This window comes from Acinetobacter sp. BIGb0196 (genome assembly GCF_011759595.1).
GTDB classification, from domain to species: Bacteria; Pseudomonadota; Gammaproteobacteria; order Pseudomonadales; family Moraxellaceae; genus Acinetobacter; species Acinetobacter guillouiae.
This window is the reverse complement of sequence record NZ_JAAOZA010000002.1, coordinates 554,976-580,382: the sequence shown is the minus strand read 5'-3', so window position 1 is coordinate 580,382 and position 25,407 is coordinate 554,976. Positions and strand designations below refer to the sequence as shown.

Sequence of the window (25,407 nt, the reverse complement as noted above, 5' to 3'; positions counted from 1 at the left end):
GGGGATATGACTACACGACAACCATTGGTTTTACTTGTAGATGATGAACAAGATTTATGTATGTTAATGCAAATGAGCCTTTCTCGAATGGGCATCAAAACGCATATGGCACACCATTTACAACAAGCCAAATATTTTTTTAGTGAATATAAATATGATGCCTGTATTACCGATTTAAACCTCCCTGATGGCAGTGGTTTAGATTTGGTTAAGCATGTATCACAGCATTATCCTAAAACGCCTATTGCAGTCTTAACTGCATATGGAAATATGGAAATTGCGATTGCCTCGCTGAAAGCAGGTGCTTTTGATTTTGTCAGCAAACCGATTAACCAATTACATCTGCAACAGCTTTTACAAAAAGCTTTGCATGTACCACAGTTAAGAGAAACGATCAGCGATGCGCCACTTGAGGAATCAATGCTCATCGGTGATTCACAGGTCATTCGTAAGTTAAGAGAATCGATTAAAAAAATTGCTCGTTCACAAGCACCAGTATTTATCACGGGTGAATCTGGAACAGGTAAAGAAGTAGTTGCCAATCTCATCCATCTACTCAGCAACCGCAGTGATAGCCCTTTTGTTGCGATTAATTGTGGTGCAATTTCTGAAGAGTTGATGGAGAGTGAGCTATTTGGGCATAAGAAAGGCTGTTTTTCAGGTGCAACTCAAGACAAACAAGGCCTTATTCAAGCTGCCAATGGTGGCACCCTGTTTTTAGATGAAATTGCAGAACTTTCTTTGGCCATGCAAGCCAAACTGTTACGAGCTTTACAAGAAAAGAAAATTCGTCCTCTAGGCAGTGATACCGAAATCGAAGTTGATTTTCGTATTATCAGTGCAACACATCAAGATATTGAAGCATTCGTTGAACAAGGCAAATTCCGTCATGATCTGTTCTTTAGAATTCATGTGATGGATATTGTGCTCCCGCCATTGCGCGAACGTGATTGTGATATTTTGATTTTAGCCAATCATTTTCTTCAGCAAATTTGTACAGAGTGGCGTATTTCAACCAAGTCATTCACTGAACAAGCCAAAGCTTTTCTTTTGCAACAACATTACTCAGGCAATGTTCGTGAATTACGCAATATCATTGAAAAAGCCATTACCATGAGTGATGAAGACTATATTGATATTCAACAGCTACAACCAGCTCCACATCGTGGTATCAATAAAGTCGAACAGCATGATTTGATGCAAATTAAAGCCTTGCCTATCGTCATGCCGAATAAAGCACAAAACATTCCAGAAGAAGGTTTGGAGCAATATTTGGAAAAAGTCGAAAAAGAGGTGCTGTTATCTGCGTTAAATCAAACCCATTGGAATCGTACTTTAGCTGCTAAGAAATTGGGCATGACGTTTCGTTCTTTACGCTACCGTTTGAAAAAGTTTGGTTTAGATACCGATGATGATGAATAAAAGTAGCCTATATTCTTCATCATAATATCAATTCAAACGCTTTTGCTTTTTACAGGATTACAGCGTGGCGATATGGATGTTGTCGTTGGGGAGGGAGGGTAGAACGCCTCCTTGCCCAACACAACATGATTTAACTGCCGAATGTCAGATATAGCAGCATAAAACTGCTACAGTGTTATAAATTCACTTTTCTGCACTCAACTTTATCTATCTCGATGTTTTAATAATTGATCAGCAACATTATTTAAATAGGTTTCTTCTTTTTGATCTAAAGCCCATGGATATTCCAAATTAGGGCGAATACCTTGTCCGTCAATCATATTGCCATTAGGCGTATAATAATGCGAAACCGTCATTTGTAATGCAGCACCATTTGGCAATGGAAATAACTTCTGTACAACGCCTTTGCCATAGCTTTTTTCACCTATGACCCAAGCACGTTGATGCTCTTTCATTGCAGCCGTAAAAACTTCTGCGGCAGATGCTGAACGACCATTAATCAAAATACCTAATTTGGTATTGGACGACTCATCACCCGGTAAGGCTTGGAATTGTTGATTGCCTTCTGAACGGCTTTTGGTAGAAACAATCGTTCCCTGAGTTAAAAACAGATCAGCCGTTTCAACAGCCGCTGAGAGTAAACCACCGGGGTTATTACGCAAATCGAACAACACGGCTTTTACTTTTTGAGTGCTATATTCTTCAATTAAACGTTTAATTTCATTGGCCGTATCTTGTTGAAAGACTTTGACTTTAAGAACCAAAACCTGATTATGCAACATAACCGGCTCTATATCCGCCACTTCCAATTTTCGATTTCTGACCACAGTGATTGCTGGGCTTTTTTCATTCAGTTGCAACTGAAAAGTTGAACCAATTGAGCCATGTAATAAATCTTCGACTTGTTGGGCATTTAAATTTTTAAGTTCTTGATTTTCAATTTTAAAAATAGTGAAGCCATTTTTTAAACCGAGTTTAAATGAGTCTGAATTATCGCGTAAATTCTTCACTTTCCATTGATGAATATGACTATCAAAAGCCAATTCAAAGTCAGCAGTCGCAAGGTCACTTTCCGTATATTGCATCAACTGTTTATATTCTTCAGGACTTAGATAACGTGAATAACGATCTAAACCACCTACCAGACCTTTGATTGCCTGTAAAAACAAAACATCATCAGGTTTTTCCTGAACATAATTATCTTTGACGATACCGTAGATTTGTACAAACTGCTCAATCGATTCAATGGGCACTTCCGCAATACTTTCTTCGACATCACCATCAAAATCAAGTGCGGCAGCATTTTCTGCCGCCCAAACTGAATGGCTCCCACAGGTCAACAATCCTGTTAATACAGCAATATATTTCCAAGCTTGAGCCATTCACGCACCTAGTTTTTAATAGAGATAATTTTATGCTTTCAATGTAATTAGATTACGGCCTTGCATTTCTGTCGGTACAGGGAGATGCATTAAACTTAAAATAGTCGGTGCAACATCTGCTAAAACTCCACCTTCAGCAATCGTCGCTGAGCTTGGTCCAACATAAATGAAAGGTACAAGTTCAGTGGTATGCTGTGTATGGACTTGACCACTCACATAATCCTGCATTTGCTCGACATTACCATGATCAGCGGTAATCAGCATGTGACCATGCTTTGCCATTACAGCTTCATATAAACGACCAAGGCTTGTATCAACCGCTTCAACTGCTTTCACTGCTGCATCAAACACGCCAGTATGCCCCACCATATCGCCATTGGCATAGTTCACCACCAAAAGGTCAAACTCGCCTGAATTAATCGCATCAACCAGCTTGTCGGTGACTTCTGGCGCGCTCATTTCTGGTTGTAGATCATAGGTCGCCACTTTCGGTGATGGGATTAGGATCCGTTTTTCACCTGGATATTCATCTTCACGACCACCACTAAAGAAGAAAGTCACATGAGCGTATTTTTCTGTTTCAGCAATACGTAACTGCGTTTTGCCTAAAGAAGATAAGTATTCACCAATTGAATTTTTTAAACCTTCTGGCATATATGCCACTGGTGCATCTATCGTCGCTTGATAACGCGTTAACATTACAAATTTAGATAGATGTGGTACTACTTTACGCTCAAAACCTGCAAAGTCTTGCTCTACAAATGCTTTGGTAATTTCACGGGCACGGTCTGCACGGAAATTCATAAAGACCACACTGTCGCCATCTTGGATTTTTGCAATTTCACCAATACGGGTTGCTTTAACAAATTCATCATTTTCATTGGCTGAATAAGCTTGCTCTAAACCTTCAACAGCTGAATCAACAACACGTAAAGCTTCTCCTTCAGTCATCAGACGGTAAGCTTGTTCCACACGATCCCAACGATTATCACGATCCATGGCAAAGTAACGTCCAATCATCGTGGCAATACGGCCTTGATTTGGATATTGTGCAAATACCGCATCGAGTTTTTCTAAAGAAGGTTTTGCACTGCGTGGTGGTGTATCACGACCATCTAAGAACGCATGTAAATAGACTTTTGCCCCACGCTTCAAGGCAAGCTCACACATCGCAATAATATGGTCTTGATGAGAGTGGACACCACCCTCTGACAACAATCCCATGATGTGTAATGCACCATTTGCCGCTTTGGCTTTTTCTACCGCATCAATCAGAACTTCATGCTCGAAAAAATCGCCTGTACGGATGTCTTTGGTAATACGAGTAAAATCTTGATACAGCACACGACCTGCACCCAAGTTCATATGACCAACTTCTGAGTTACCCATTTGCCCATCTGGCAAACCGACATCTTCACCTGAACCTGAAATTAAACTATGCGGATGCTTTTCTTGCATCATGGTTAGATTTGGCGTTTTTGCTGCTAAAAACGCATTATCTTCGACCGCTTCACGATGACCCACACCATCCATAATCACCAGAACGTGAGGGATTTTGCCAGCAGTTGCATCCGTCATGATTTACACTCTTTACTGTTTACAAATTAATCGTTACATCTTACCGTTTTTTTACGGCAGACTCTATGCTATGACCATGGCAAAAACGGGTTGCCATCATCTAAATTTCTAATCTAGTTAAAATCCCACTAAACTAAGCGATTGATTCATCAGATTATCTTGCTCTATACAACAAATAACTGCCGATACCAAACATCAATACAATTGGCAAAAATACAAACCAAGCTGGAGATGGCGCGTAGACCAAACTTGCATAACCCAAGAAGTCTTGTATGTAATAGAAGCCTAAACCAACAAATAATGCGATCACTAAACGAAAACCCATCGATTGTTGACGCAAAGGCCCAAAAATAAATGAACAGGCAATCAAGACCAAAGCAAGCAATGCAAATGGTGAACCGATATTTTTCCAGAAAGCCAACAGATACGTCTTAGGTACTTGGCTATATTCATGCATATATTGCATAAAACTCAACAACTGCGTAGGGGCTAAGTCCTCAGGATTGATGGTCACCATATGCACATATTTCGGTTGCAATGCGAGTGCTAAATCCTGTTGGTTTTTATTGACAACCTGAGCTTGACCATTGGCCAATAAATTGACTTGGGCACTGTTTTTTAAATTCCATTGACCCTCTTTGAAAAACTGCCCTTCTTCCGAATTTAGCAATGATTTCATTCGATAATTTTCGTCAAAATCGACAACTTGAACTTGTTTTAGTGTCCCTTGCGAGTTGGCATAATCAATATAAATAAAGCGTTGTCCTTCACGTGTCCAATAGCCTTTAACTTCCCCAAGCGCCGCGACACTGCGATGGCTTTTAATACTTTTCGCCTGTTCATTGGTATAAGGAATCACAAATTGCGTCAATAAAAATGAAAGCACCACCAAAAGCATAGCAGAACGCATCACCCAACCGACAATACGCCAGAGGCTAATACCCGCTGCTCGCATCACAATCAATTCACTGTTGGAAGCCATTGAGCCTAAGCCCAATACAGCGCCGATCAAGGCAGCAATTGGAAGAATCTCATACAAATAACGAGGTGCACCCCATAAAACATATTGCAGTGCATTCCAAGCGGTATAGCCTTGTTTTAGATCACTTAACTCACCCAAATAGGTGAATAAGATCTGTAAGCTGGCAAGAACTGCGGTCGCACCTAACATGGCGAGCAAGGTGGTTTTCGTCACATGTTTTGCGACAATTCTACGTGCTAACATTATGATTTTACTCGCTGTATTTGCTTTTTAATCTTAGGTGCTAATTTCTGTTTTCTTGAAAATAGAGCGGCAGCAACAGCATAGAATAATAACACTGCAGGATATGCCCAAACACCCACCTCATCCTTACTGATACGAGTTCGTATTGCCATAAGTGCCACAATTAAACTGGCAAAAATCAATAATGCAGGGAAAAGTTTGAGATAGCGACCTTGTCTTGGGCTGACTTCACATAATGCTGTTGCCAGCATTAAGGCGACAATAATAGAAAATGGAACAAATAAGCGCCATCCCAACTCACTTGCCACAACGGGGTCATTTCTATTTTCAAGCAATTTGCCAAATGATAGCCCCTCGACTTCATCACTTTCAAACTTGGCTTCTTTATTATTTTCTAAACGCAAACGATATGATTGGAATTCAGTTTGACTATATTTAGGTGTTCCAGGATAAATTTCATAACGACGACCTTGAACTAAATCGACAACACTGGCAGTTTCATTGGCAATTTCAATCCGTGTTGCTTCCTTTGCCAAAATCATGACATCAGGTTTACCTTCTTTTTCAGCACGTTGATAAAAGAAAATATCTTTTAGATTTTTACGATCTTCAGATAAAGAGCCAGCATAAATCGTATAAGCTCCCGAAGAAATAAACTCACGTGGCCGAACTAAATCAAAGCCCGTTCGTACCGCTTGTGTAGAGATCAGTTGCTCATATTGACGAATTCCCCATGGAGACATCCAGATCATTAAGACACTTTGTACACACAAGTAAATAACGGTCAGTGGGATCAATAATCTGGCGACTTGAATACGGCTAATACCACTCCCGTTCAGTACCGCCATTTCATGATCGACATATAAACGACCAAAAACCAGCATCAACCCAATAAAGAAACCCAAAGGAAGAATTAAAGTCAAAAACTCAGGTAAACGAAAACCGATAATACTCAATAGAATACTCGGATCTACACGCCCCATAGCAGCTTGACCAAATCGTTTAATCAATTGCCCACCCATCATAATGACTGTCAGTAATGTGACAACCACAAGAGAGGTCGAAACGACTTGTTTGACAAGGTAACGTCGAATAATCAAATTAATCTTCCAAATAAGGGTAATATCGTGATGTAGCGCTAGTTTACCCGAAGTTAAAATTATAAAACTAGATTGAAATTCTACCATTTGAAGTGGTTCAATGGTTTAATGATTTGAAATGTACAAAAGGCACAAAGACAACACATGAAACTTACGATCAATACGTCATTTTCAGCGTCTACATCTAGCCAGTCGTTATTTATTCTGGTGGATTCTGAAAACGCTAAGCAAGCTCAAGAAACATATAAAATCAATGACTTGAGCAGCATAATTGAAGACACTCAATTCAAAGCAAGTTTAAACGAAACTCTACCACTTATCGGAAAGCTAACTCAAGTTACGCAATGTACTTTAGTCGGCATAGATAAAGCCTCCGAAATTAAAGCCGCGAAATTAGCAAAAATCGCACAAACCATTATCAAAGCTTCACAAAAAAAATTCCAAAAAATTAGCATTGATATTTCGGCTTTGCCGTCTGAGTTACATTATCTATTTGCATTAAATTTGACGCAAGCTGCGTATGCTTATGATGAATTCAAATCGAAGAAGAATGAATTTACTTTAGAAAATATTGAATTTATTGCAACGCAATCGAGTCTGAGTGCAGAGCAGATCACGCTTATTGAAGCTGTTCAAAAAGGACAAAACTTTGCTCGTGACTTAGGTAACTGCCCTCCTAATATTTGCTTCCCTGAATATTTAGCAGAACAAGCACATGCTTTAGCAGCTGAATTCCCTGAGCTTTTACAAGTGACTGTGCTTGAAGAACAACAACTTGCTGATCTAGGCATGCATGCTTTTCTTGCGGTAAGCAAAGGTTCTGATCGTCCAGGACGTGTGATTACGCTTGAATATAAAGCCAATCCTGATCAAGCACCGATCGTGCTCGTGGGTAAAGGTGTGACTTTTGATACAGGTGGTATTTCATTAAAACCAGGCTTAGGCATGGATGAAATGAAATTTGATATGTGTGGTTCAGCATCTGTACTGGGTACGATTCGTGCACTTTGTGAAGCGAAACTCCCGATTCATGTTGTCGGTGCAATTGCCGCCGCTGAAAACATGCCTTCTGGTCATGCAACTCGCCCTGGTGATATTGTAACCACCATGAGTGGGCAAACGGTTGAAATCCTGAATACCGATGCCGAAGGTCGTTTAGTCCTTTGTGATACCTTAACCTATATTAAGCGCTTTAATCCTGCATTAGTGATTGATATTGCAACACTGACTGGTGCTTGTGTGGTCGCTTTAGGTTCAGTGGTTTCTGGTTTATTTACACCAGATGATGAACTTGCAGAAGAAATTACAGCAGCAGGACACACTGCATTTGACCGTGTATGGCGTATGCCCGTATATGACGATTATCAAGAACAACTTGATTCGCCATTTGCCGATATTGCCAATATTGGGGGTCCAAAAGCTGGCGCAGTTACAGCGGCCTGTTTCTTACAACGCTTTACCCGTGACTATCGTTGGGCACACTTAGATATCGCAGGTACAGCGTGGAATTCTGGTGCAAATAAAGGTGCAACAGGACGTCCAGTACCATTGTTGATGCAATTAATTGCCAACCGTGTACAAAAGAATGGCTAAAATTAGCTTTTATTTGTTTGAAAAAAGCCCTGAACGGCAGGTGGAAAGTGCCTGTCGTTTATGTCGTAAAATTTTACGAAATGCAGCCAAAGTTTGGTTGCATTGCCCTGATGTAGACATGCAGCAACAACTGGATGAACGTTTATGGAGTTTTGATCCGACCAGTTTTATTGCGCATGGAATTGATCAAATTGATGCACCGATCTGTATTTCTTCAAGATTACCTGAGTCTTTAGACTGGATTGTGTTTAATTTTAACAATCAAGCACTTGAACAAGTGACACAATTTAGTCACATTATAGAAATTATTGAAAATGCTGAGTCAGCAAAACAAATTGGTCGAGAGAAATATAAAGCCTATCGACGAATGGGTGTTTCGCCTCAAACATTTAAACTTTAATTCTTCATTCTCATTTTATATCAAGGAGATATGTGGTGACATTAAATGTCGGTCAAGATTTTAAAAAGCGCTGGTTAGATACGCCTGAAGCGGTACGCCAAACTTTTGTAGATGACCTCAACCGCATCTGTGACCTTCTCAGCCCGACAACAAATGTACAGGACTGGCTAAGTAACGACCAACGCCAAATGCAAGTGGCGCAACTCCAAGTTGAACACGCCTATGCTGAGCTAAAAGCCCAGCTGATTGAAGAAGCGCGAATCCGTAGACAATTGGCTCTTGAAAAATCTTTAGCTGAAAAACGAGCACTACAGCACGCATATAATTTAGCACTACAACAAGATGAAATTCAGCAGTTTGAACATCAACAATTGACCTTACAAAATTTACGTCAACAAATTGATATTGAAATTTCAGAATATAGTGAAAAATACACTAAAAATCCTGATTATCCAGCAATAGATTATGCCAATGGGCAATTCCGCATCACAGATGCACAAATGACTTCAGAGTTGGAAAGTGTTCGTCTACGTCTTGAGTTAGAAGCAGAAACGCTAATCGAACAGAGCCTAAATGCTTTACGTAGCAAACTGCAAACTGCGGCAAAAGAAGAAATTGAATATATTTTGGCAAATTCAAATTTTTCGACAGAAAAAAAATAAAGTTTATTTATTTTAATCGGATATCCACGTTTACTTGTCACGAAAATGCAATATTAATGTCACATGATAGTCATCTCGGATGGCTTTAAAGCTTATGTGTACAGGTTAAAAATATTTTAAGTGATCAACTCAGTGAGTTTTTATTTTCAAGATAAAAATTTCCAATCACTTGCATCAGGATGAATAAAATGGATCTGCTTAACCACATTTCGAACCAAATTGCGCGACTACATTCAGGTGAAAAATGGACTGTTTCTATACAAGATTTACTGATTAGCCGTGTAGATTTTCAATCGCTTTCAGTATTTCTTTCTCGGGAATCTGAAAAAGGGACGTTCTCACTGACAGATACAGACAAGCTAAAATCGCGCTTTGAACATACCTCTTTGACGATTATCAAAAACTAATTAAGCCTGATATTTTGTCTCGTTCTCAAAGCAATTTCTTAGATAAACCAAAGTCTCATTTCGGCTTTGGTTTATCTAAATGTAGTGTGGAAACACAAAACCTCAACAGATAATTTTTGAAATTAGCTTTGCTTCAACCCGCAAGGTCTCATTGTTGTTTTGATCAATTTCAACCAAATATTTTCCATTGGAATAAAAAATAGAATTGTCTTTTAAAGCAAAACTCATCACGCCCTTTTTTAATACGATCATCTCACCAGAAGCTGTCATTTTGATCAACTCCCACGAGTTTGGAATCATCCCAGGATATTTTTCGCCAGCCTTCTGATTACGTTCTAAGTTTTGCTGAGCCTTAATCAAATTACCTTCAACAAATAGTTCTTCTTCTGACTTTTGTTGCGATTTGGCTGGATTATTTCCAGACGTTGTTTTTAACGATTCACCCGTATAGCGTTGAGTAAAGAAATCCAACCACCCCACAATCGCACGAATAATTTTAAAAGGCGCAAAAATAATATCTTTAAACGTTGTTAAAGGAGATTGGTGAGAACCATCACGGGAATATGGGCGCTTAATAAAGTACAAATTACCCAGCCCATCCATTTTTGGTTTAAAGAAATCAAACTTTGGATTTGAAGCGATTGTTTGCAACTCGCCTGTTCTCATATCCAAATGAAAAATTTCTTTGGGACTATAGGCAATACGGTGTTCACCATAGGCTAAACCACACGAATCATAATACAACTGCATGGTATCTCGCGGATCAAAACATGGATTTGAATCCTGACAATCCCCTTCAGTCAAATACTGTGTTCGATTGGCGTCTAAAGGCAGAATACAAATATGTCGTTCATAGCCCTGTGTGTTGACGGATAGTGCTAAACGCTTTTTGGACTCATCATAAGCCATGTCCTGCACCACAAAATCATTCTTTCGTAATACTAAGCCTTCGGTTTCTTGTAAATCTGTCAATGATTTGATATTGATCGAAGTGCCTTCTTGCAAACAAGCGGTATAAATCATTTTATGATCAACAGTAAGAGCAACATCTGTGGGGAAAATATGGTTTAAATCCACCTCATCATTTTGTGACGATGCTCCCATGAACTGTGCACCCGTACCTTTGGTTTTCCAATCTTTACGTTGTTGAATCTCAACTAAATTCTTTTTATATAAGTCAATCGCTTGGCAAGGAACCGTAATACTTTTATTCCCATCCAATAAATACAGATTTTGATTCGATAAATAAAGCAATGCTGCCATGTGTATTCCTTAATTTTACCTGCAATGGCGTGTTTCTCAATATTCCAGTTACAGTGTTTCTTGTAATTTGATGGATTTTCAATATAGCACAAGATGATGTTTAATGATTTGTATCTGTTTTCATCAATCTTTCCATTGTACTGACTTTCAAGCACAAAAAAAGCCTTTCACGAGAGAAAGGCTTTGATCTGTATATTGCATTCATTTGCGCAGATTAAGGCTGTTTTAAATAAGGCCACGCTGCTTTTAAATAAATAAACATCGACCAGAGTGTCAAAATGACCGCGGTATATAACAAGGCATAAGCCAGTATTTCAAGCGGCTGCCAATTCAGTAAAAACACCGTGATTGCAATCATCTGAAAGGCTGTTTTATATTTACCCACCGTGGAGACTGCCACATTGGTACGTGCACCTAATTCAGCCATCCATTCACGCAGTGCTGAAACTGTAATTTCACGTGAAATAATCACAATTGCAGCAAATGCCATAGTGATTGATGGTTGCCACTGCACTAAAACAATCAATGCTGCTGCCACCATTAATTTATCTGCAACTGGATCTAAAAACCGCCCAAAAGCTGAGGTTTGATTTAATGTTCGTGCCAGATAACCATCAAACCAATCTGTGACTGCAGCAACAACAAAAATTGCAGTCAAGATAATATGACGCGTCATACCACCAGTATGTCCAGCCACTCCAATTGCAGGTGGCCAATAGGCAATAATTAAAAAAACAGGAATTAACGCGATTCGAGCAAGCGTCAAGATATTTGGAATATTCAGGATACGACCTGTAGTCATAGACACCGCCAGTGAGTCCCCTACTTACCCGAATGAAGGTAAATAATAATTTAGAGTGAAGCTCTATTTCCTTAGTACTTTAAACGATTCACATGAAACTGTCGACTAGGTAAATACCGTAACCGTTTGTCTTGCAATCGCAATGAGTCGATTTTGTTCATCCCAAAGATAGGCATGTTCTGTTGCATATCCATGCTCAGCAAAGTCTGTAATCACTTTATATTTGAACCAATCATTCAACTGATTTTGTAAAGGATGGATAAAGGTCACTTGCCACGTCAGTGTACTTGCAGGTGCTGGCAGTTTAAACATCGGCAATACACCGGGTGGCCAAACATCCATTAAGGTCATGATATCTGAGACATTCATTGCTCGATTGGCATGTAGCTCAGGGTCAAAACGACACCAACCTGAAAAATCAGGTTGTTTACTGCCTGACATTGGATAATTCCCTTCAGTCCATGCCAGTTGGAAATTTTTTACACACTCTGGAAAAGGTAAATATTTAGGGACAATATTAATCTGATCAAGTGACGGAAAATCAGGGGCTTGAGGCTCTAAAGACACTTGAATTTTAGAATCTCGTTGGCTACCAAAACTTGCAATTAAAATACTTTGCACAGCCTCATTTTGCCACAATCTGACTTCAATCGTCGTGACTGATTTACCCTGTCTCAGGATTTCAGCAGTCAATTTCACTGGCGTTTCTTCAACAGGCCCAACAAAAGTGACACTACAACTTAACAACTTTTTAACTGGATCATGAATGGTTGCAATTGCTTTATAAACCAACATACCCGCAACAAGACCACCAAAGATGGTACGCCCCTGCAACCATCCTTGAGGAATATCAATCCATTCTTCCTGTTCAATCTGCTGAAATAGCGATTCTAATGACATGATCTGTCCAATTTTTCGATCTTTGCTGTACTGTTTCATATTTAACGTGAGATGAAAATGATCAGTGACTCATGCGTCAATGGTTGTTTTAGCAAATGCTACTCATCATCGAGAACAATAACGATATTATTCATGCAACACTTTATAAATCATTCGTGCCATAACATCGCCTAGACCAGGAACATTTTTTAAGTCATGTTCAGAGGCTTTAAGTACCCCTTGAATACCACCAAAATGGGTCAGTAAATCACGGCGACGTTTTGGACCCAAGCCCGGAATAGCCTCAAGTACCGACCCTCCACGACGTTTATCTCGCTTAGCTCTATGCTTGGTAATTGCAAAGCGATGTGCTTCATCACGGACTTGCTGAATCAAATGCAATGCCTTATGGTCTTCAGGAAGCTGAATCTTCGTACCATCGGTAAAATGTAATGTTTCTAAACCAGGTTTACGCCCTTCACCTTTGGAAACACCCACCATAAATGCATCTAAGCCAAGCTCTTGCATGACTTCCATCGCCATATGAAGTTGCCCTTTACCCCCATCAATCAGTAATAAATCGGGTAACATGGCTTTTTTATAACGGCGTGTTAAGGCTTGGCGCATTGCGGCATAATCATCACCGCCGGTAATATCTTCAATCGCAAATTGACGATAATCGCGTTTACGTGCGCCACCTGCATCAAAAACCACACATGATGCAATGGTTGCTTCGCCCATAGTATGCGAAATATCAAAACACTCAATACGATCAACAGGTCGTCCGCAAACTTGTTCCAATTGATGAAAACGCTCATTTAATTCTAAATGATTGGCTAATTTTCCTTTAATCGCATGCTGAACATTCATTTCAGCCAACTCAAGCCATTCAGCACGAGTTTCACGAACATTGTGTTTAATCTGAATTTTCTTTTCAAACTGTTGATGTAAAGCTTCTTCTAGTTCTTTTCGGTCTGTCACATTCACATTGACAATCAGTTCAGCAGGAACTTCATCTGCGACCTGAAAATAAAAATTGGCGATAAAATCAGATAACATTTGCCCCAAATCATCATCCAACATATCGGGAAAATAACTTTTCCCACCCAGCATTTTCCCATTACGCACATGCATGATCTGTACACAGGTCACACCCGCTTGATAGGCAATGGCAAGAATATCCGCTTCGCCTTTAACTTTATAAATGGCTTGTTGTGCTTGGACATCACGCAGTAAGGCCATGCGGTCACGGTAAAATACTGCTTTCTCAAATTCTAAATTTTCTGCCGCCTGTTCCATTTTTTGAATCAATTCCTGATTCAGTTCTTTGGTATCACCATTTAAAAAACGAATCGAGTTTTGTACATCTTCATTATAGGCTTCGGCTGAAATCAGCCCCACACAAGGCGCAGTACAACGCTTGATCTGATATTGCAGACAAGGACGTTTACGCTGTGAAAAATAGCTGTTTTCACATTGGCGGACATTAAATAATTTTTGTAGAACTAAAAGCGTATCTCTTGCATTATAAGCGCTTGGATAGGGTCCAAAAAACTTACCCACTTGATGTTTGCCTTTGCCTCGCCCTGAAGCAATCCGCGGATAAGGTTTATCTGCGGAGACAAAAATATAGACATAGGATTTATCATCGCGCAACATAATGTTATACGGTGGGCGATGCAGTTTTATTAGATTCTGTTCGAGTAATAAAGCTTCAGTTTCAGAACGGACGACAAGAGTTTCAATATTATAAATACGTGCAACCAAAGCCTGTGTTTTCGGGTGTTCAATGGTTTTGACAAAATAACTCAGTACGCGATTTTTTAGATTTTTGGCTTTTCCGACATATAATAATTCACCCTCTTTTCCCAGCATTTTATACACGCCAGGTAAAGTCGTCATATTGGCTAGAATCTTTTCGATATTTTCACGTGCGTTTTCGTTCACAGTAGACTTTTAACTTTGGACTATAAATGGATGATGTAGTTAGATCATCCATTTTTCAAGTCTACTTGAGTGAATTACTTGCGCTTTCAATTGGAAAATATCTTGATTTTTCATTTTTCAAAGGGCTGATTAACAGCTTTATAAGCGGTATGGTTCATCCAATTACACGCCAACTCATCAGATTTATGATAAAAAAATTCATTTTGAGGATGATATTTTCCTTGATAGTCTTTTCCATCTATTGTTAACTTTACATTGCTATATAGGGTGTTTTCCTTATCTTTGAATCGAGTCCAAGCCACATTACTCCAATTTCCTGTTGCTTCTATTTCTAAATCTGCAAATACCTTTGCATCAACGATATACGGTAAGAACTCAATATATTCCTGATTACTATTGGCTGACAAACTTTGCCAACAAATAGAGCCTTTGGGAAATACTTCATTTGGCGAATAACCTAACCCTAAGATTGCAACTAAAATCTGACCTGCCGCACTACTATTCATTTGACGGATTGGATTATAAATATCATCAATAATCAATTGCCCAGAGACATCAATTTTCTTATATTGATAAGATAAAACCAAAGGTTGTTCAGCAATATAATTACTCACTGCATATTGTAATTTCTTTCCATCAAATGTTGCAGACTCACTCAGCAAAAATGTATTTTGATCTAATTGTGGTGGGGTAAATGTCGAAATCGCATTATGTGTTAGATAATATTTTGAAGTTTCTTCTATAGAAGCATCTTGAACCAAGAGATTTTTATTTTCATTAATATGGTAAGTTTTTGCTCCGAATAGTAAGTCAATGCCTCCACCTTGAAATGAATATAGGGTATCAAATTTATCTGATTCGCTTTTTGAATCATCCGATCCACCACCACACGCTGTTAAAATTAAAGCATTGATTATAAAAAATATTGTTTTTTTCATTATAGCGGTTCACTCGACTATTTATTTTGAATCATTATTAACCAATATTTCATAAAATCACAAGTGTAAATCGCTTAAATTTCGACTGTTTTTTATTTTCACTTAGTTGATTATTAAAGTAAATTTCAAGAGACTCTCGTCTCAGTTAGGCCTTGTACTTTAAGCTTCTTTTATAAATCCCTTTTAAAACCATAAATCAACATAAAAGCCCCTCATCCTAGCCTTCTCCCAATGGGAGAAAGAACTTTCAATAGCAGTATGATTCACTTCTTATGATGATTCTGAAATATTTATCACACACGATCGCTATTATCTGTTTATTTAAATCTGAGAACTATTTACTTCTACTGCCTGACGAAAGGCCTGCTGATCTCTTGGAGAAACCAAGACCTGTTTGATTTTTCCGTCTTTCATATATTCGATTTTCAAACGATCTAAAGATAATGCAGGTGATGAAATTGAATTATTGGTTTTGCTAATCTTTTGAATGCTTGTCAAAGGGATATGCCATTTTAAAAAAAGACTATGAATGATCAATGCTTCATTTTCAACGATATAGCGTGTATTGAAAACTGGCCACCAAATCACAGCAATGGTTAAAATATACACCGCTGTATGTTCAGGATATTCAACCATAGTGCCCTTTGCATACATGGTAAAGAGCAATTGAATCAGCAGACCTGTCATTGCGATTAAAAAGCCTAAAATCCACCAATCAATTTTAGTATGAAATTTTTGCATCACGCTCTTCAAAGTTTCCCCATATAAAATATTATTCTATCTGAATTTCGAGTTAAATATGACTGTAAAATCATCGATTTACATAATAAAAAACGCCCTTTCGAGCGTTTTAATTTTTGACTAAATGTCTAAACATCAATTTTTTAAATAGCGATCAAAAATTTCAGAAAAATCATAATTCTCAATTTGTCGAATACGCTGGTTGGCATAATCTTCAACTTGTTGCGCAGTCTGATTGATGATTTCAGGTAAATTTAAAATTGCCTGTTCACTGAGCTCTCGTAAGTTAAACATTTTCTGCACATTGTCAGTGCTTTGTAATAGCACATTACGTTTACGATTGATCTCTTTGCAGGTTTCACCAATGGTAAATAATGCTTTATAGAGATCGCGAATTTTCTCGATTTGTTTTTTATCAATATCGATAGAGAAATGCTGTTCACCTAATTGAAACTTGATTTCAGCATCTAAATCCACGGTACCTGCTGTTTCTAAAAGTACATTTTTAATTGGGTTGTGCTTATACAAGTAACGATACAACATGCGTTTTTTACTGATCGCACTTTTACCATCTAGGTGCATAAAGGCCACATTGGTAAAGCAATATTCATCTGTTTTACTTTTGATGACAAAGAAAATTTTCTCGTTATCTTCATGAAAAATATAATCATCAATATCTGTTTTATTGAAATCATGCGGCTCAATAATTGTTCCAATATCACTCATACCCATCATTTCTGAGGCTAAATTTTTAAACATTTTGTGTTTTCCAGCGCTTTTATAAATTATGAAAGTAAATTAAAAAAAACGAGCGTTAAACTCAAGTCAAAATTTGTTATTAAAAAAAACGCCCTGACGGGCGCTTTAAATCAAATCATTTTTTCAAAAAATGCAATGATCTGTGACATATATGGTCGAATAAAAATCAGGAAGAAAATCCCTAACATCAAGAACCACTTTAAAAAGTAATACAACTGACGATTGGTTTTTTTCAAGGCTTTGGCTTTAATGCGGATTTGGTACACATAACCAAAAACTTTGTTTAACCCCCCCGTTTGATCGCCCGCCTCATTTGGAGAGCTGGCAGCTGTCATCACTTTTTTACCAAACCAGTGGTTAAAGCGCTGCATAAACCTTGTTTTTAATGGGCGCTCTACATCAGCAAAGAAGATAATACGATTTTGGTCCGTGGTATTTTCAGCATAATGAATATAGGTTTCATCAAAAACCACGCTTTCACCATCTCGCCATGAATAACGTTGACCATCTACATCAATAAAGCAACGATCATCATTTGGCGTAATGAGCCCCAAGTGATAACGCAATGAACCTGCATAAGGATCACGATGGCGCACTAATCGACTATCAGGTGCAAGCTCTGTAAACATTGCCGCTTTGATACTAGGCAAGGTTTTCAACAATTCAGTTGTTTTTGGGCAGAGTTCTGCTGCTGATGGATGCGCTGAGTCATACCATTTTAGGTAAAACCGTTTCCAACCTGTTTTAAAGAATGAATTAAAGCCTAAGTCATCATATGTACTTGAAGCCTTAATTCCACCTTTGGCATATAACGCTTGCGCCTCTTCACGAATCATTTCCCAGTTTTCATCTAACACTTTTAAATCTTTAAAATGTTGTGTGTCGATATACGGCTGATTCGGCACTTTTGAAAACATATACATGAGAAAGTTAATTGGCGCGAGTATCGTTGAATGGTCAAAAAATTGACGATAAAACGAATGTCGCACTTTACCGCGATTTTGGATATACAAAGCAGAAATCACAAAAATCGCCAATATGATCCATTTAATCATACAGCACTCTTTTCATTAATCAGGTTAATCAAGCAACATGTGCTGATAGAATTTTAAATCTCAAAAAGTGAGAATGTTTCTACAAATTATAACAAACCTATAAATCAAAAAGCCATAATGACCTAATTGTATGTTTTTATTAATTATTATTAAAAATAAACCAAATTTGTAGTCACTTCTACAAATTTGGTTTAAGTTTTATTAGACAGACATCTAAGTTGTTTTCTTATTTATTCCAATCAATCAGTCTTAAAGAAACCAAAGCTGATGCAGCTTGCGTGTTATATATAAAACATCCATTCTTCAACCGTTCAATATTTAACGTTGCTGTTCTTCTTTGTTTGTCTGTTGTCGCTGCAGCTAGCAGTTTTTCCCATTGTTTAATTTCTTTGGCTCTCGTCCATTCAATTTCACTATCGTAATCAGCCAAATATGTTTTATTTTGATATTTAACCGCAACTGCACTTTTATCCCTCACCCCCGTATCAGTTTCATAAATAGTTGTCCAAGGAACATTTTGCCAATTACCACTTGAATAACGATAAGTTATACCTAATCCTTCATATGTTTTATTCAAATAATCCACATAGCTAAGATTACCACTATCAAACTCTTCAAATGTTTTATTTAATTCATCATCTGCATTAAAACTAAAATAATCTTGGTTGTTCTTTCTGGAAATAAAACGATAACAGTTACTCCCCTGTGGAAAACGATCATTGCCGTATGAAGCTAATAATTTTCGTGCTTCAAAATAACTATTTTCACTATCGAAACCTAAACTACGATAGCCTGGTAAAACTGTATCAAAAATATTTTTTCCTGAGACATCAACTTTTTCTAATTTAATGTCCGTTTTAACATTACCAATGAATGTTAATGTCCATGAGGTCATAGAGTTTAATGCAACTGTATTCGCCGCAATCTCTTGTGGAGTATATAATTTGTTGGCTGTTAATACATATATATTTAAGCTCGTGTTGGTTGTCTCATCCTTAAACTGTTTATTGAAAATTTCAAAATATTTCATCGTTAAATTATCAGAACCCTTATTCAATGCGTAATCAACGGAGTAATAGCGAGTTCCATTATCCAAACTGTCTTGTACTGTTGAAGGTTTCGAATTATCTGATGAAGAGTCACCACCACCCCCGCATCCAATCAGGGAGAGTGATAAAAAAATAGCTGTAAATACGAGGTTCTTGTTTTGTGTATTCATAACGGGTTCTTTTTTTAAGCAAATACCAACCAAATATTACATATATAATACAAAACATTCAATAGATTATAAAGATTTTCTAAACATATAATTAAATTTCACACCAATTGACCTAAATGACAAAAAAAATGAATCACTATGTATGCCTATTATTATCCATTTCGCTAAAGAAATGTTCAAAGGAATTTATATTAAATAAATAAATTTCAAATATTTATATGATAAACCTATAAAATTATTAAAATTTAAAAGCTTAATTTAATCTTCTACTCAAAAAAAATTGATGACCCTTGCGTCACGGCTTGATACAACTTGTTAGGTTATTTTTAGATATAGTTATCGTAAGATTAGTGAAGTCGAAATGTGTGCGGGAATTGCATACACACTTCAAAACATCAACTTAAGAAGTCCTCCAAAAAAGGAGATCAGGGCATGATCCACGCTGGCAATGCCATTACCGTCCAATTGCTTTCGGACGGAATTGCAGAATTCCGCTTTGACTTACAAGGTGAGTCGGTTAACAAATTCAACCGTGCAACGATTGAAGACTTTAAAGCTGCTATTGAAGCTGTAAAAAATAACAGTGAAGTGAAAGGTCTCATCGTTACCTCTGGTAAATCAACATTTATCGTTGGTGCAGACATTACTGAGTTTGGTGAAAACTTTAAGCAAGGTGAAAGTGCAATTGTAGAATGGGCAATGCCTGTTCACGAGATTTTTAACGCTTTTGAAGATCTAGAGATTCCTAAAGTTGCTGCGATCAATGGTATTGCATTGGGCGGCGGTTTTGAAATGTGTTTGGTATGTGACTACCGCGTAATGTCAAATGCTGCAACAGTAGGCTTACCAGAAGTTAAACTGGGTATCATTCCTGGTTTCGGTGGTACTGTTCGTCTAAGCCGTTTGATTGGTATTGACAATGCGGTTGAGTGGATCGCGACTTCAGCAAACAAACGTCCAGATGCTGCGCTGAAAGACGGTGCTGTAGATGCAGTTGTTGCGGCTGACAAACTCCAAGAAGCTGCGATTGATCTTGTTAAACAAGCAATCTCTGGTCGTTTAGACTGGAAAGCAAAACGTCAAGAAAAATTAGAGCCTGTTAAATTAGACATGCTTGAACAAATGATGGCGTTTAACTCATCTAAAGGTGTGGTCCTTGCGAAAGCAAACCCTGCCCAATACCCTGCGCCAAAACTTCTTCTTGATTCACTTCAAGCTGGTGTAAGTCAAAAACGTGATGAAGCGTTAAAAATTGAAGCTGAAGCATTTGCTAAAGCTGCGATTACACCACAAGCAGGTGCATTGATCGGTTTATTCATCAATGACCAAGTTGTGAAAAAAGCATCTAAAAAACATGAAAAAGGTGCTCACCCTGTTAACCAAGCAGCTGTTTTAGGTGCGGGTATTATGGGTGGCGGTATTGCTTACCAAGCGGCAAGCAAAGGCACACCAATCATCATGAAAGACATTGGTAACCCACAGCTTGCTTTGGGTATGTCTGAAGCGAATGGCTTGTTGACTAAACAAGTTGAACGTAAAAAGATGACACCTGCAAAAATGGGTGAAACACTTGCACGTATCCGTCCAACTTTAAGCTATGACGAGTTTAAAGAAGTCGATATCGTGATCGAAGCAGTCACAGAGAATCCTAAAATCAAGGAAGCTGTGTTACGTGATACAGAAGCAAAAGTTCGTGACAACACAATCATTGCTTCAAATACCTCTACGATTTCAATCACGCGTCTTGCAAATGCATTGACTCGTCCTGAAAACTTTGTGGGTATGCACTTCTTTAACCCAGTTCACATGATGCCTTTGGTTGAAGTGATCCGTGGTGAGAAAACATCTGAAGAAGCAATTGCGACAACTGTTGTTCTTGCTCAGAAAATGGGTAAAACACCAATCGTTGTAAATGACTGCCCTGGCTTCCTTGTAAACCGTGTATTGTTCCCTTACTTTGGTGCGTTTGACCTTCTGCTTAAAGATGGCGCAGACTTCCAACAAGTTGACAAAGTCATGGAAAAATTCGGCTGGCCTATGGGACCTGCTTATTTGATCGACGTTGTGGGTATCGACACTGGTGTACATGGTGCTGAAGTTATGGCTGAAGGTTTCCCAGACCGCATGAAGCCTGACTATAAAGGCGCGATCGAAATCATGTACGAAAACAAACGTCTTGGTCAAAAAAATGACATCGGTTTCTACAAATACGAGCTTGATCGTAAAGGTAAGAAAGCGAAATCTATTGATCCAACTGCGTATGAGCTTGTTGCAACGATGGCAACAACTGAAAAGCACGAGTTTGATGCTCAAGAAATTATTGACCGTATGATGCTCGCGTTCTGTAACGAGACTGTTCGTTGCTTAGAGGACAACATTGTTTCTACTGCTTCTGAAGCAGATATGGCAATGATCATGGGTGTAGGTTTCCCTCCATTCCGTGGTGGTCCAGCGCGTTACATCGACCAAACAGGTGTTGCTGAATATGTTGCGCTTTGCGACAAATATGCACACTTAGGTAAGGCTTATGAAGCGCCACAAATGTTGCGTGACATGGCTGCAAACAACAAAAAATTCTACGGTTAAGGAGCAACGTGAATGGCTACTTTAAATCCACGTGACGTTGTCATCGTTGATGGCGTACGTTCTGCAATGGGTAAAACCAAAAACGGTATGTTCCGCAATGTACGTGCTGACAGCTTATCTGCTGAATTGGTACGTGCTTTAGTTGCTCGTAACCAGTTTGATGTAAATGAAGTTGAAGATTTGATCTGGGGTTGTGTTAACCAAACCCTAGAACAAGGTATGAACATTGGCCGTAACATCGTGTTATTGGCTGACTTGCCGAAGACTGTTGGTGGTCAAACTGTAAACCGCCTCTGTGGTTCTTCTATGCAGTCAATCCATACTGCTGCGGCGCAAATTGCAACCAACCAAGGTGATGTATTCATCATCGGTGGTGTAGAGCACATGGGTCACGTTGGTATGATGCACGGCATCGACCTTAACCCAGAAGCATCTAAGCATTATGCGAAAGCATCTAACATGATGGGCTTAACTGCTGAAATGTTAGGTCGTATGAACGGCATTAGCCGTGACGAACAAGATGCGTTTGGTGTTGAATCTCATCGTCGCGCTTGGGCTGCAACTCAGGAAGGTCGTTTCAAAAACGAAATCGTGGGTGTTGAAGGTCATGATGCCAATGGCTTCAAAATCCTTTGCGACATCGACGAAGTCATTCGTCCAGATGCAAACCTTGAAGCATTCAAAGCATTACGTCCAGTATTTGATCCTAAAGGTGGTACTGTAACTGCTGCGACTTCTTCTGCATTGTCTGATGGTGCATCGGCAATGTTGTTAATGTCTGCTGAACGTGCTCAAGCTTTAGGTCTTAAGCCACGTGCTGTGATTCGCTCTATGGCGATTGCAGGCTGTGATGCTGCGATCATGGGTTATGGTCCTGTTCCTGCAACACAGAAAGCGCTTAAACGTGCTGGCTTAACAATGGAAGACATCCAAACCATCGAGTTAAACGAAGCATTTGCTGCTCAAGGTCTTTCTGTAATGAAAGGCTTGAACATCTATGACAAGCAAGACAAGATCAACTTAAACGGCGGTGCGATTGCATTGGGTCACCCATTGGGTTGTTCAGGCGCACGTATCACCACTACATTGTTGAACGTGATGGAACAACAAGATACTCAAATCGGTCTTGCAACAATGTGTATTGGTCTTGGCCAAGGTATCGCGACAATTATCGAACGTGTTTAATTCTTAATTAAATACCACGATATAAAATCCCCGCTTAATGCGGGGATTTTTATTAAAAGTGATCCAACTTTCCCTAAAAGACTCTATTCATTTTGAGTTTTTTATAGATCATTTTACTTTTACTCACTTGATCTGCTGCAGACAGTTTAGAAACCAAGCTGTAACTGTAGTCGTTGAATTATTCTCGCTATTATTTGCATAGCATTCACCAAGTTTAATTTTAGGACAGAACACAATATACAAAAAAGCCAATCAATAGATTGGCTTAATGAAATAATCAAAATTTTAAATAACGAATCACTTAGGCAGAGCACTTTGCCACTTGTCACCTAACAGAAAATTCAAACGATCTGTATCAATATTCAGTTTAAACGTTCCATTACGAACTGCTTCTAAAGCTTTCTCGCGATTCATCCCCATCGAAAGTGGCTCCATCATGGTAAACAAACCTGATGTAGGATCAGAGGACTGTAAACCAGCAGCCACAGCCAAAACATACTCTCTGAGTAATGGTGAAGAAATTTGATTTATATTCGGTTCAGAGGCTTTGGGCTGCATATCAAGCACAGCAAAATTATCGCCTATCACATAATTTTGGATCTCATTCTCTTTTTTAATGATCTGATGCTGTAACGCTTTACGTACATCCTTATCTTCTTGATAAGGAACAACACCCACAGCTTCTTGACGCAGCTCAGAATCCGCCATCACTTTAATGGTAGGTAACGAGGCAACTTCTTCTGCCTGTACAGTGGGTAACCAAACAGAAAGAGCAGTTACAAGTATCGAAACTTTGATAAAGTTCATACATTTCACCTAAAAAATAAATCATCCTATACATTCAATAAAATGATTCAATACATTTAATATTGTCTATTAAATAGGCTATAACAAATTATAGCGAGATTCACTAAAGCTCAGATAAACGGTAAATACTGTTAAAATTCTGAAATAAAGATTAAATAGGTTTTGCTCACTCAACAGCTTGAATAGAGCCACCGATAAATTTTTTCAACTGATCCATTTCAGTTTATAAGAGGTCTATTATGAATCTTGCTAAAGTTGCTGAAATAACTCAAGTCAGCCCGCGTATGCTCCGTTATTATGAAGAGCTAGGATTAATTCGTCCGCAACGAACAGCGAATCACTATCGAGATTATAATCAAGCAAACATCGAGGATATTCAAAAAATTAAAGTTCTCAATGATGCCGGCATGCATTTAAAAGACATTAAATTATTATTGCCATGTTTCGATTTGGCTGAGGAAAAACTTACCTTATGCCCAGTTGCCAAAGAGACATTAGAAATGGAGTTAGAACATCTTTCAGAAAAATTAGCCAAACTCAAAAAATCTCAAAGCTTATTAGCATCTTTTTTAATGCAAGGAAAAGTTGAAGAAACCAAGCGCTAATCGAGATCAACCTCATTGAAGCGCTTTGACTCGCTCTTTTTCTTCACTATTCATATCCTTCCAAGCTTTTCGATCATTCCAAAACCAATAGCCATTTTTATCCTGTGCAATACATCCCGCATCAGATTTAGTTTTAAAACTTGCATAATCAGCATCGTCAAGTTTGCCAAAACGTTCTTCATAAATATTGTGCTTGTCTTTTGCATAACAATCTCCGAGCAACTCAAAACTACTGGCATCTGCACCCTCTAAAATAGAAAAACTGCCCCCATCCAGCATGCTAAAGTAGCGATAAACATGCCGTTTATCTTTATATAAATTAGAAGGGTTTAACTGCTTGAAGCTCGCTAAATCGATAGTGTCATTCAAAGAAGGCCCATCTTCACCACCAAAACCCAAATGTCGATAAAAACGCTCACCCATGATCGACAGGCTTTTGCTAGGCAGAACATGTTCAGATAGAAACATGCTACAACGATTTGCATAAGGAAACTTTAAAGCCAATTCTCGTTGAGGATTGATATATAAATTGTCCCGCACAAGGCTCCATTGCTGTTTTTCCTGCTCAGCATTTAAAGCCGCTTGCTTTTCCTCCACGACACATTGGTCATACTCAATTTGTTCAGCACATAAAATAGGGGCTAAGCCTAAAAAATGCTTCCATCCATAAACCTTTTTATAAGTATCGACATCCAGAATGGAATCTCGGTCAATTTGATAAACACCAAAATGATAACGATATAAAGCAACACTTTTACAATCCTGCTGAACGAGAATTGGCGTCTGGTAGACATAGCCAATCCCACCCAGCAATAGCAGTATAAACATTGTAAAAAACAACCATATTTTTAT

At 38.5% G+C, this 25,407-nt stretch carries 23 protein-coding genes; 8 read left to right on the top strand and 15 right to left on the bottom strand.

Features of this window, described 5'->3' with window-relative positions; translation table 11 throughout:
* Positions 1-6 precede the first annotated feature (6 nt).
* A complete protein-coding gene (locus FHR28_RS15460) occupies positions 7-1,422 on the top strand; it encodes a sigma-54-dependent transcriptional regulator (protein ID WP_056516575.1) in 1,416 nt (471 codons plus the stop codon).
* 203 nt (positions 1,423-1,625) lie between these two features.
* Here FHR28_RS15460 and FHR28_RS15455 read toward each other — a convergent pair whose 3' ends face one another.
* From FHR28_RS15455 to lptF, 4 genes are all read right to left on the bottom strand, one after another.
* On the bottom strand, positions 1,626-2,804 hold the full coding sequence (locus FHR28_RS15455; RefSeq protein ID WP_056516572.1) for a S41 family peptidase: 1,179 nt from the start codon (positions 2,802-2,804) through the stop codon (positions 1,626-1,628).
* A gap of 30 nt (positions 2,805-2,834) precedes the next feature.
* Positions 2,835-4,382 (bottom strand): 2,3-bisphosphoglycerate-independent phosphoglycerate mutase, encoded by a 1,548-nt coding sequence (gene gpmI, locus FHR28_RS15450; protein WP_034613550.1) that lies wholly within the window; start codon positions 4,380-4,382, stop codon positions 2,835-2,837.
* Between the two features lie 154 nt (positions 4,383-4,536).
* A complete protein-coding gene (lptG, locus tag FHR28_RS15445; RefSeq protein ID WP_166783020.1) occupies positions 4,537-5,607 on the bottom strand; it encodes an LPS export ABC transporter permease LptG in 1,071 nt (356 codons plus the stop codon).
* Positions 5,607-6,707, bottom strand: coding sequence for an LPS export ABC transporter permease LptF (gene lptF, locus FHR28_RS15440; RefSeq protein ID WP_035371793.1), 1,101 nt, complete (start codon positions 6,705-6,707; stop codon positions 5,607-5,609). The genes lptG and lptF overlap by 1 nt, the downstream gene beginning before the upstream one ends.
* A gap of 144 nt (positions 6,708-6,851) precedes the next feature.
* On the opposite strand from lptF, the gene FHR28_RS15435 reads away from it, so the two are divergent.
* The 4 genes from FHR28_RS15435 to FHR28_RS15420 all read left to right on the top strand — a co-directional run bounded on the left by FHR28_RS15435 (position 6,852) and on the right by FHR28_RS15420 (position 9,769).
* Positions 6,852-8,300 carry a leucyl aminopeptidase gene (locus tag FHR28_RS15435; RefSeq protein ID WP_056516564.1) on the top strand — a complete coding sequence of 483 codons (1,449 nt, stop codon included), beginning with the start codon at positions 6,852-6,854 and terminating at the stop codon, positions 8,298-8,300.
* Positions 8,293-8,700: a DNA polymerase III subunit chi gene (locus FHR28_RS15430; RefSeq protein WP_004818553.1), complete on the top strand. Its 408-nt coding sequence runs from the start codon at positions 8,293-8,295 to the stop codon at positions 8,698-8,700. The genes FHR28_RS15435 and FHR28_RS15430 overlap by 8 nt, the downstream gene beginning before the upstream one ends.
* A 32-nt stretch (positions 8,701-8,732) precedes the next feature.
* Positions 8,733-9,362 (top strand): hypothetical protein, encoded by a 630-nt coding sequence (locus FHR28_RS15425; protein WP_259191662.1) that lies wholly within the window; start codon positions 8,733-8,735, stop codon positions 9,360-9,362.
* A 188-nt stretch (positions 9,363-9,550) separates the two neighbouring features.
* Entirely contained in the window at positions 9,551-9,769 is a 219-nt protein-coding gene (locus FHR28_RS15420) for a hypothetical protein (RefSeq protein WP_056516559.1), read from the top strand.
* A gap of 102 nt (positions 9,770-9,871) precedes the next feature.
* Here FHR28_RS15420 and FHR28_RS15415 read toward each other — a convergent pair whose 3' ends face one another.
* The 9 genes from FHR28_RS15415 to FHR28_RS15375 form a co-directional block, all read right to left on the bottom strand.
* Positions 9,872-11,032, bottom strand: a complete 1,161-nt coding sequence (locus FHR28_RS15415) for a hypothetical protein (RefSeq protein ID WP_166783018.1) — start codon at positions 11,030-11,032, stop codon at positions 9,872-9,874.
* 214 nt (positions 11,033-11,246) lie between these two features.
* Positions 11,247-11,834, bottom strand: coding sequence for a CDP-diacylglycerol--glycerol-3-phosphate 3-phosphatidyltransferase (gene pgsA, locus FHR28_RS15410; RefSeq protein ID WP_004718416.1), 588 nt, complete (start codon positions 11,832-11,834; stop codon positions 11,247-11,249).
* 105 nt (positions 11,835-11,939) lie between these two features.
* Entirely contained in the window at positions 11,940-12,734 is a 795-nt protein-coding gene (locus FHR28_RS15405) for a thioesterase family protein (protein WP_105714641.1), read from the bottom strand.
* A 126-nt stretch (positions 12,735-12,860) separates the two neighbouring features.
* The gene (uvrC, locus tag FHR28_RS15400) at positions 12,861-14,660 is read right to left on the bottom strand and encodes an excinuclease ABC subunit UvrC (protein ID WP_034613521.1); all 1,800 of its coding nucleotides are present in this window, start codon (positions 14,658-14,660) and stop codon (positions 12,861-12,863) included.
* Positions 14,661-14,770: 110 nt separating this feature from the next.
* A complete protein-coding gene (locus FHR28_RS15395; RefSeq protein ID WP_166783017.1) occupies positions 14,771-15,598 on the bottom strand; it encodes a hypothetical protein in 828 nt (275 codons plus the stop codon).
* Between the two features lie 321 nt (positions 15,599-15,919).
* Positions 15,920-16,339 carry a PH domain-containing protein gene (locus FHR28_RS15390; protein WP_166783016.1) on the bottom strand — a complete coding sequence of 140 codons (420 nt, stop codon included), beginning with the start codon at positions 16,337-16,339 and terminating at the stop codon, positions 15,920-15,922.
* Between the two features lie 135 nt (positions 16,340-16,474).
* Positions 16,475-17,098, bottom strand: a complete 624-nt coding sequence (locus FHR28_RS15385; protein ID WP_004718435.1) for a PH domain-containing protein — start codon at positions 17,096-17,098, stop codon at positions 16,475-16,477.
* 110 nt (positions 17,099-17,208) lie between these two features.
* Entirely contained in the window at positions 17,209-18,153 is a 945-nt protein-coding gene (gene lpxO, locus FHR28_RS15380) for a lipid A hydroxylase LpxO (protein WP_004718437.1), read from the bottom strand.
* 226 nt (positions 18,154-18,379) lie between these two features.
* Complete coding sequence (locus FHR28_RS15375; protein ID WP_166783015.1) at positions 18,380-19,372, bottom strand: hypothetical protein; 993 nt, start codon at positions 19,370-19,372, stop codon at positions 18,380-18,382.
* Between the two features lie 432 nt (positions 19,373-19,804).
* Between FHR28_RS15375 and fadB the strand changes: the two genes are divergently transcribed.
* Complete coding sequence (fadB, locus tag FHR28_RS15370; protein WP_004718440.1) at positions 19,805-21,958, top strand: fatty acid oxidation complex subunit alpha FadB; 2,154 nt, start codon at positions 19,805-19,807, stop codon at positions 21,956-21,958.
* 12 nt (positions 21,959-21,970) lie between these two features.
* Positions 21,971-23,143: an acetyl-CoA C-acyltransferase FadA gene (fadA, locus tag FHR28_RS15365; RefSeq protein WP_004718442.1), complete on the top strand. Its 1,173-nt coding sequence runs from the start codon at positions 21,971-21,973 to the stop codon at positions 23,141-23,143.
* 297 nt (positions 23,144-23,440) lie between these two features.
* On the opposite strand, the gene FHR28_RS15360 is transcribed toward fadA, so the two are convergent.
* Positions 23,441-23,950: a hypothetical protein gene (locus FHR28_RS15360; RefSeq protein ID WP_166783014.1), complete on the bottom strand. Its 510-nt coding sequence runs from the start codon at positions 23,948-23,950 to the stop codon at positions 23,441-23,443.
* Between the two features lie 239 nt (positions 23,951-24,189).
* Between FHR28_RS15360 and FHR28_RS15355 the strand changes: the two genes are divergently transcribed.
* Positions 24,190-24,555 (top strand): MerR family transcriptional regulator, encoded by a 366-nt coding sequence (locus FHR28_RS15355; RefSeq protein ID WP_166783013.1) that lies wholly within the window; start codon positions 24,190-24,192, stop codon positions 24,553-24,555.
* A gap of 12 nt (positions 24,556-24,567) precedes the next feature.
* Here FHR28_RS15355 and FHR28_RS15350 read toward each other — a convergent pair whose 3' ends face one another.
* Complete coding sequence (locus tag FHR28_RS15350) at positions 24,568-25,383, bottom strand: DKNYY domain-containing protein (RefSeq protein WP_166783012.1); 816 nt, start codon at positions 25,381-25,383, stop codon at positions 24,568-24,570.
* Between the last annotated feature and the right edge of the window lie 24 nt (positions 25,384-25,407).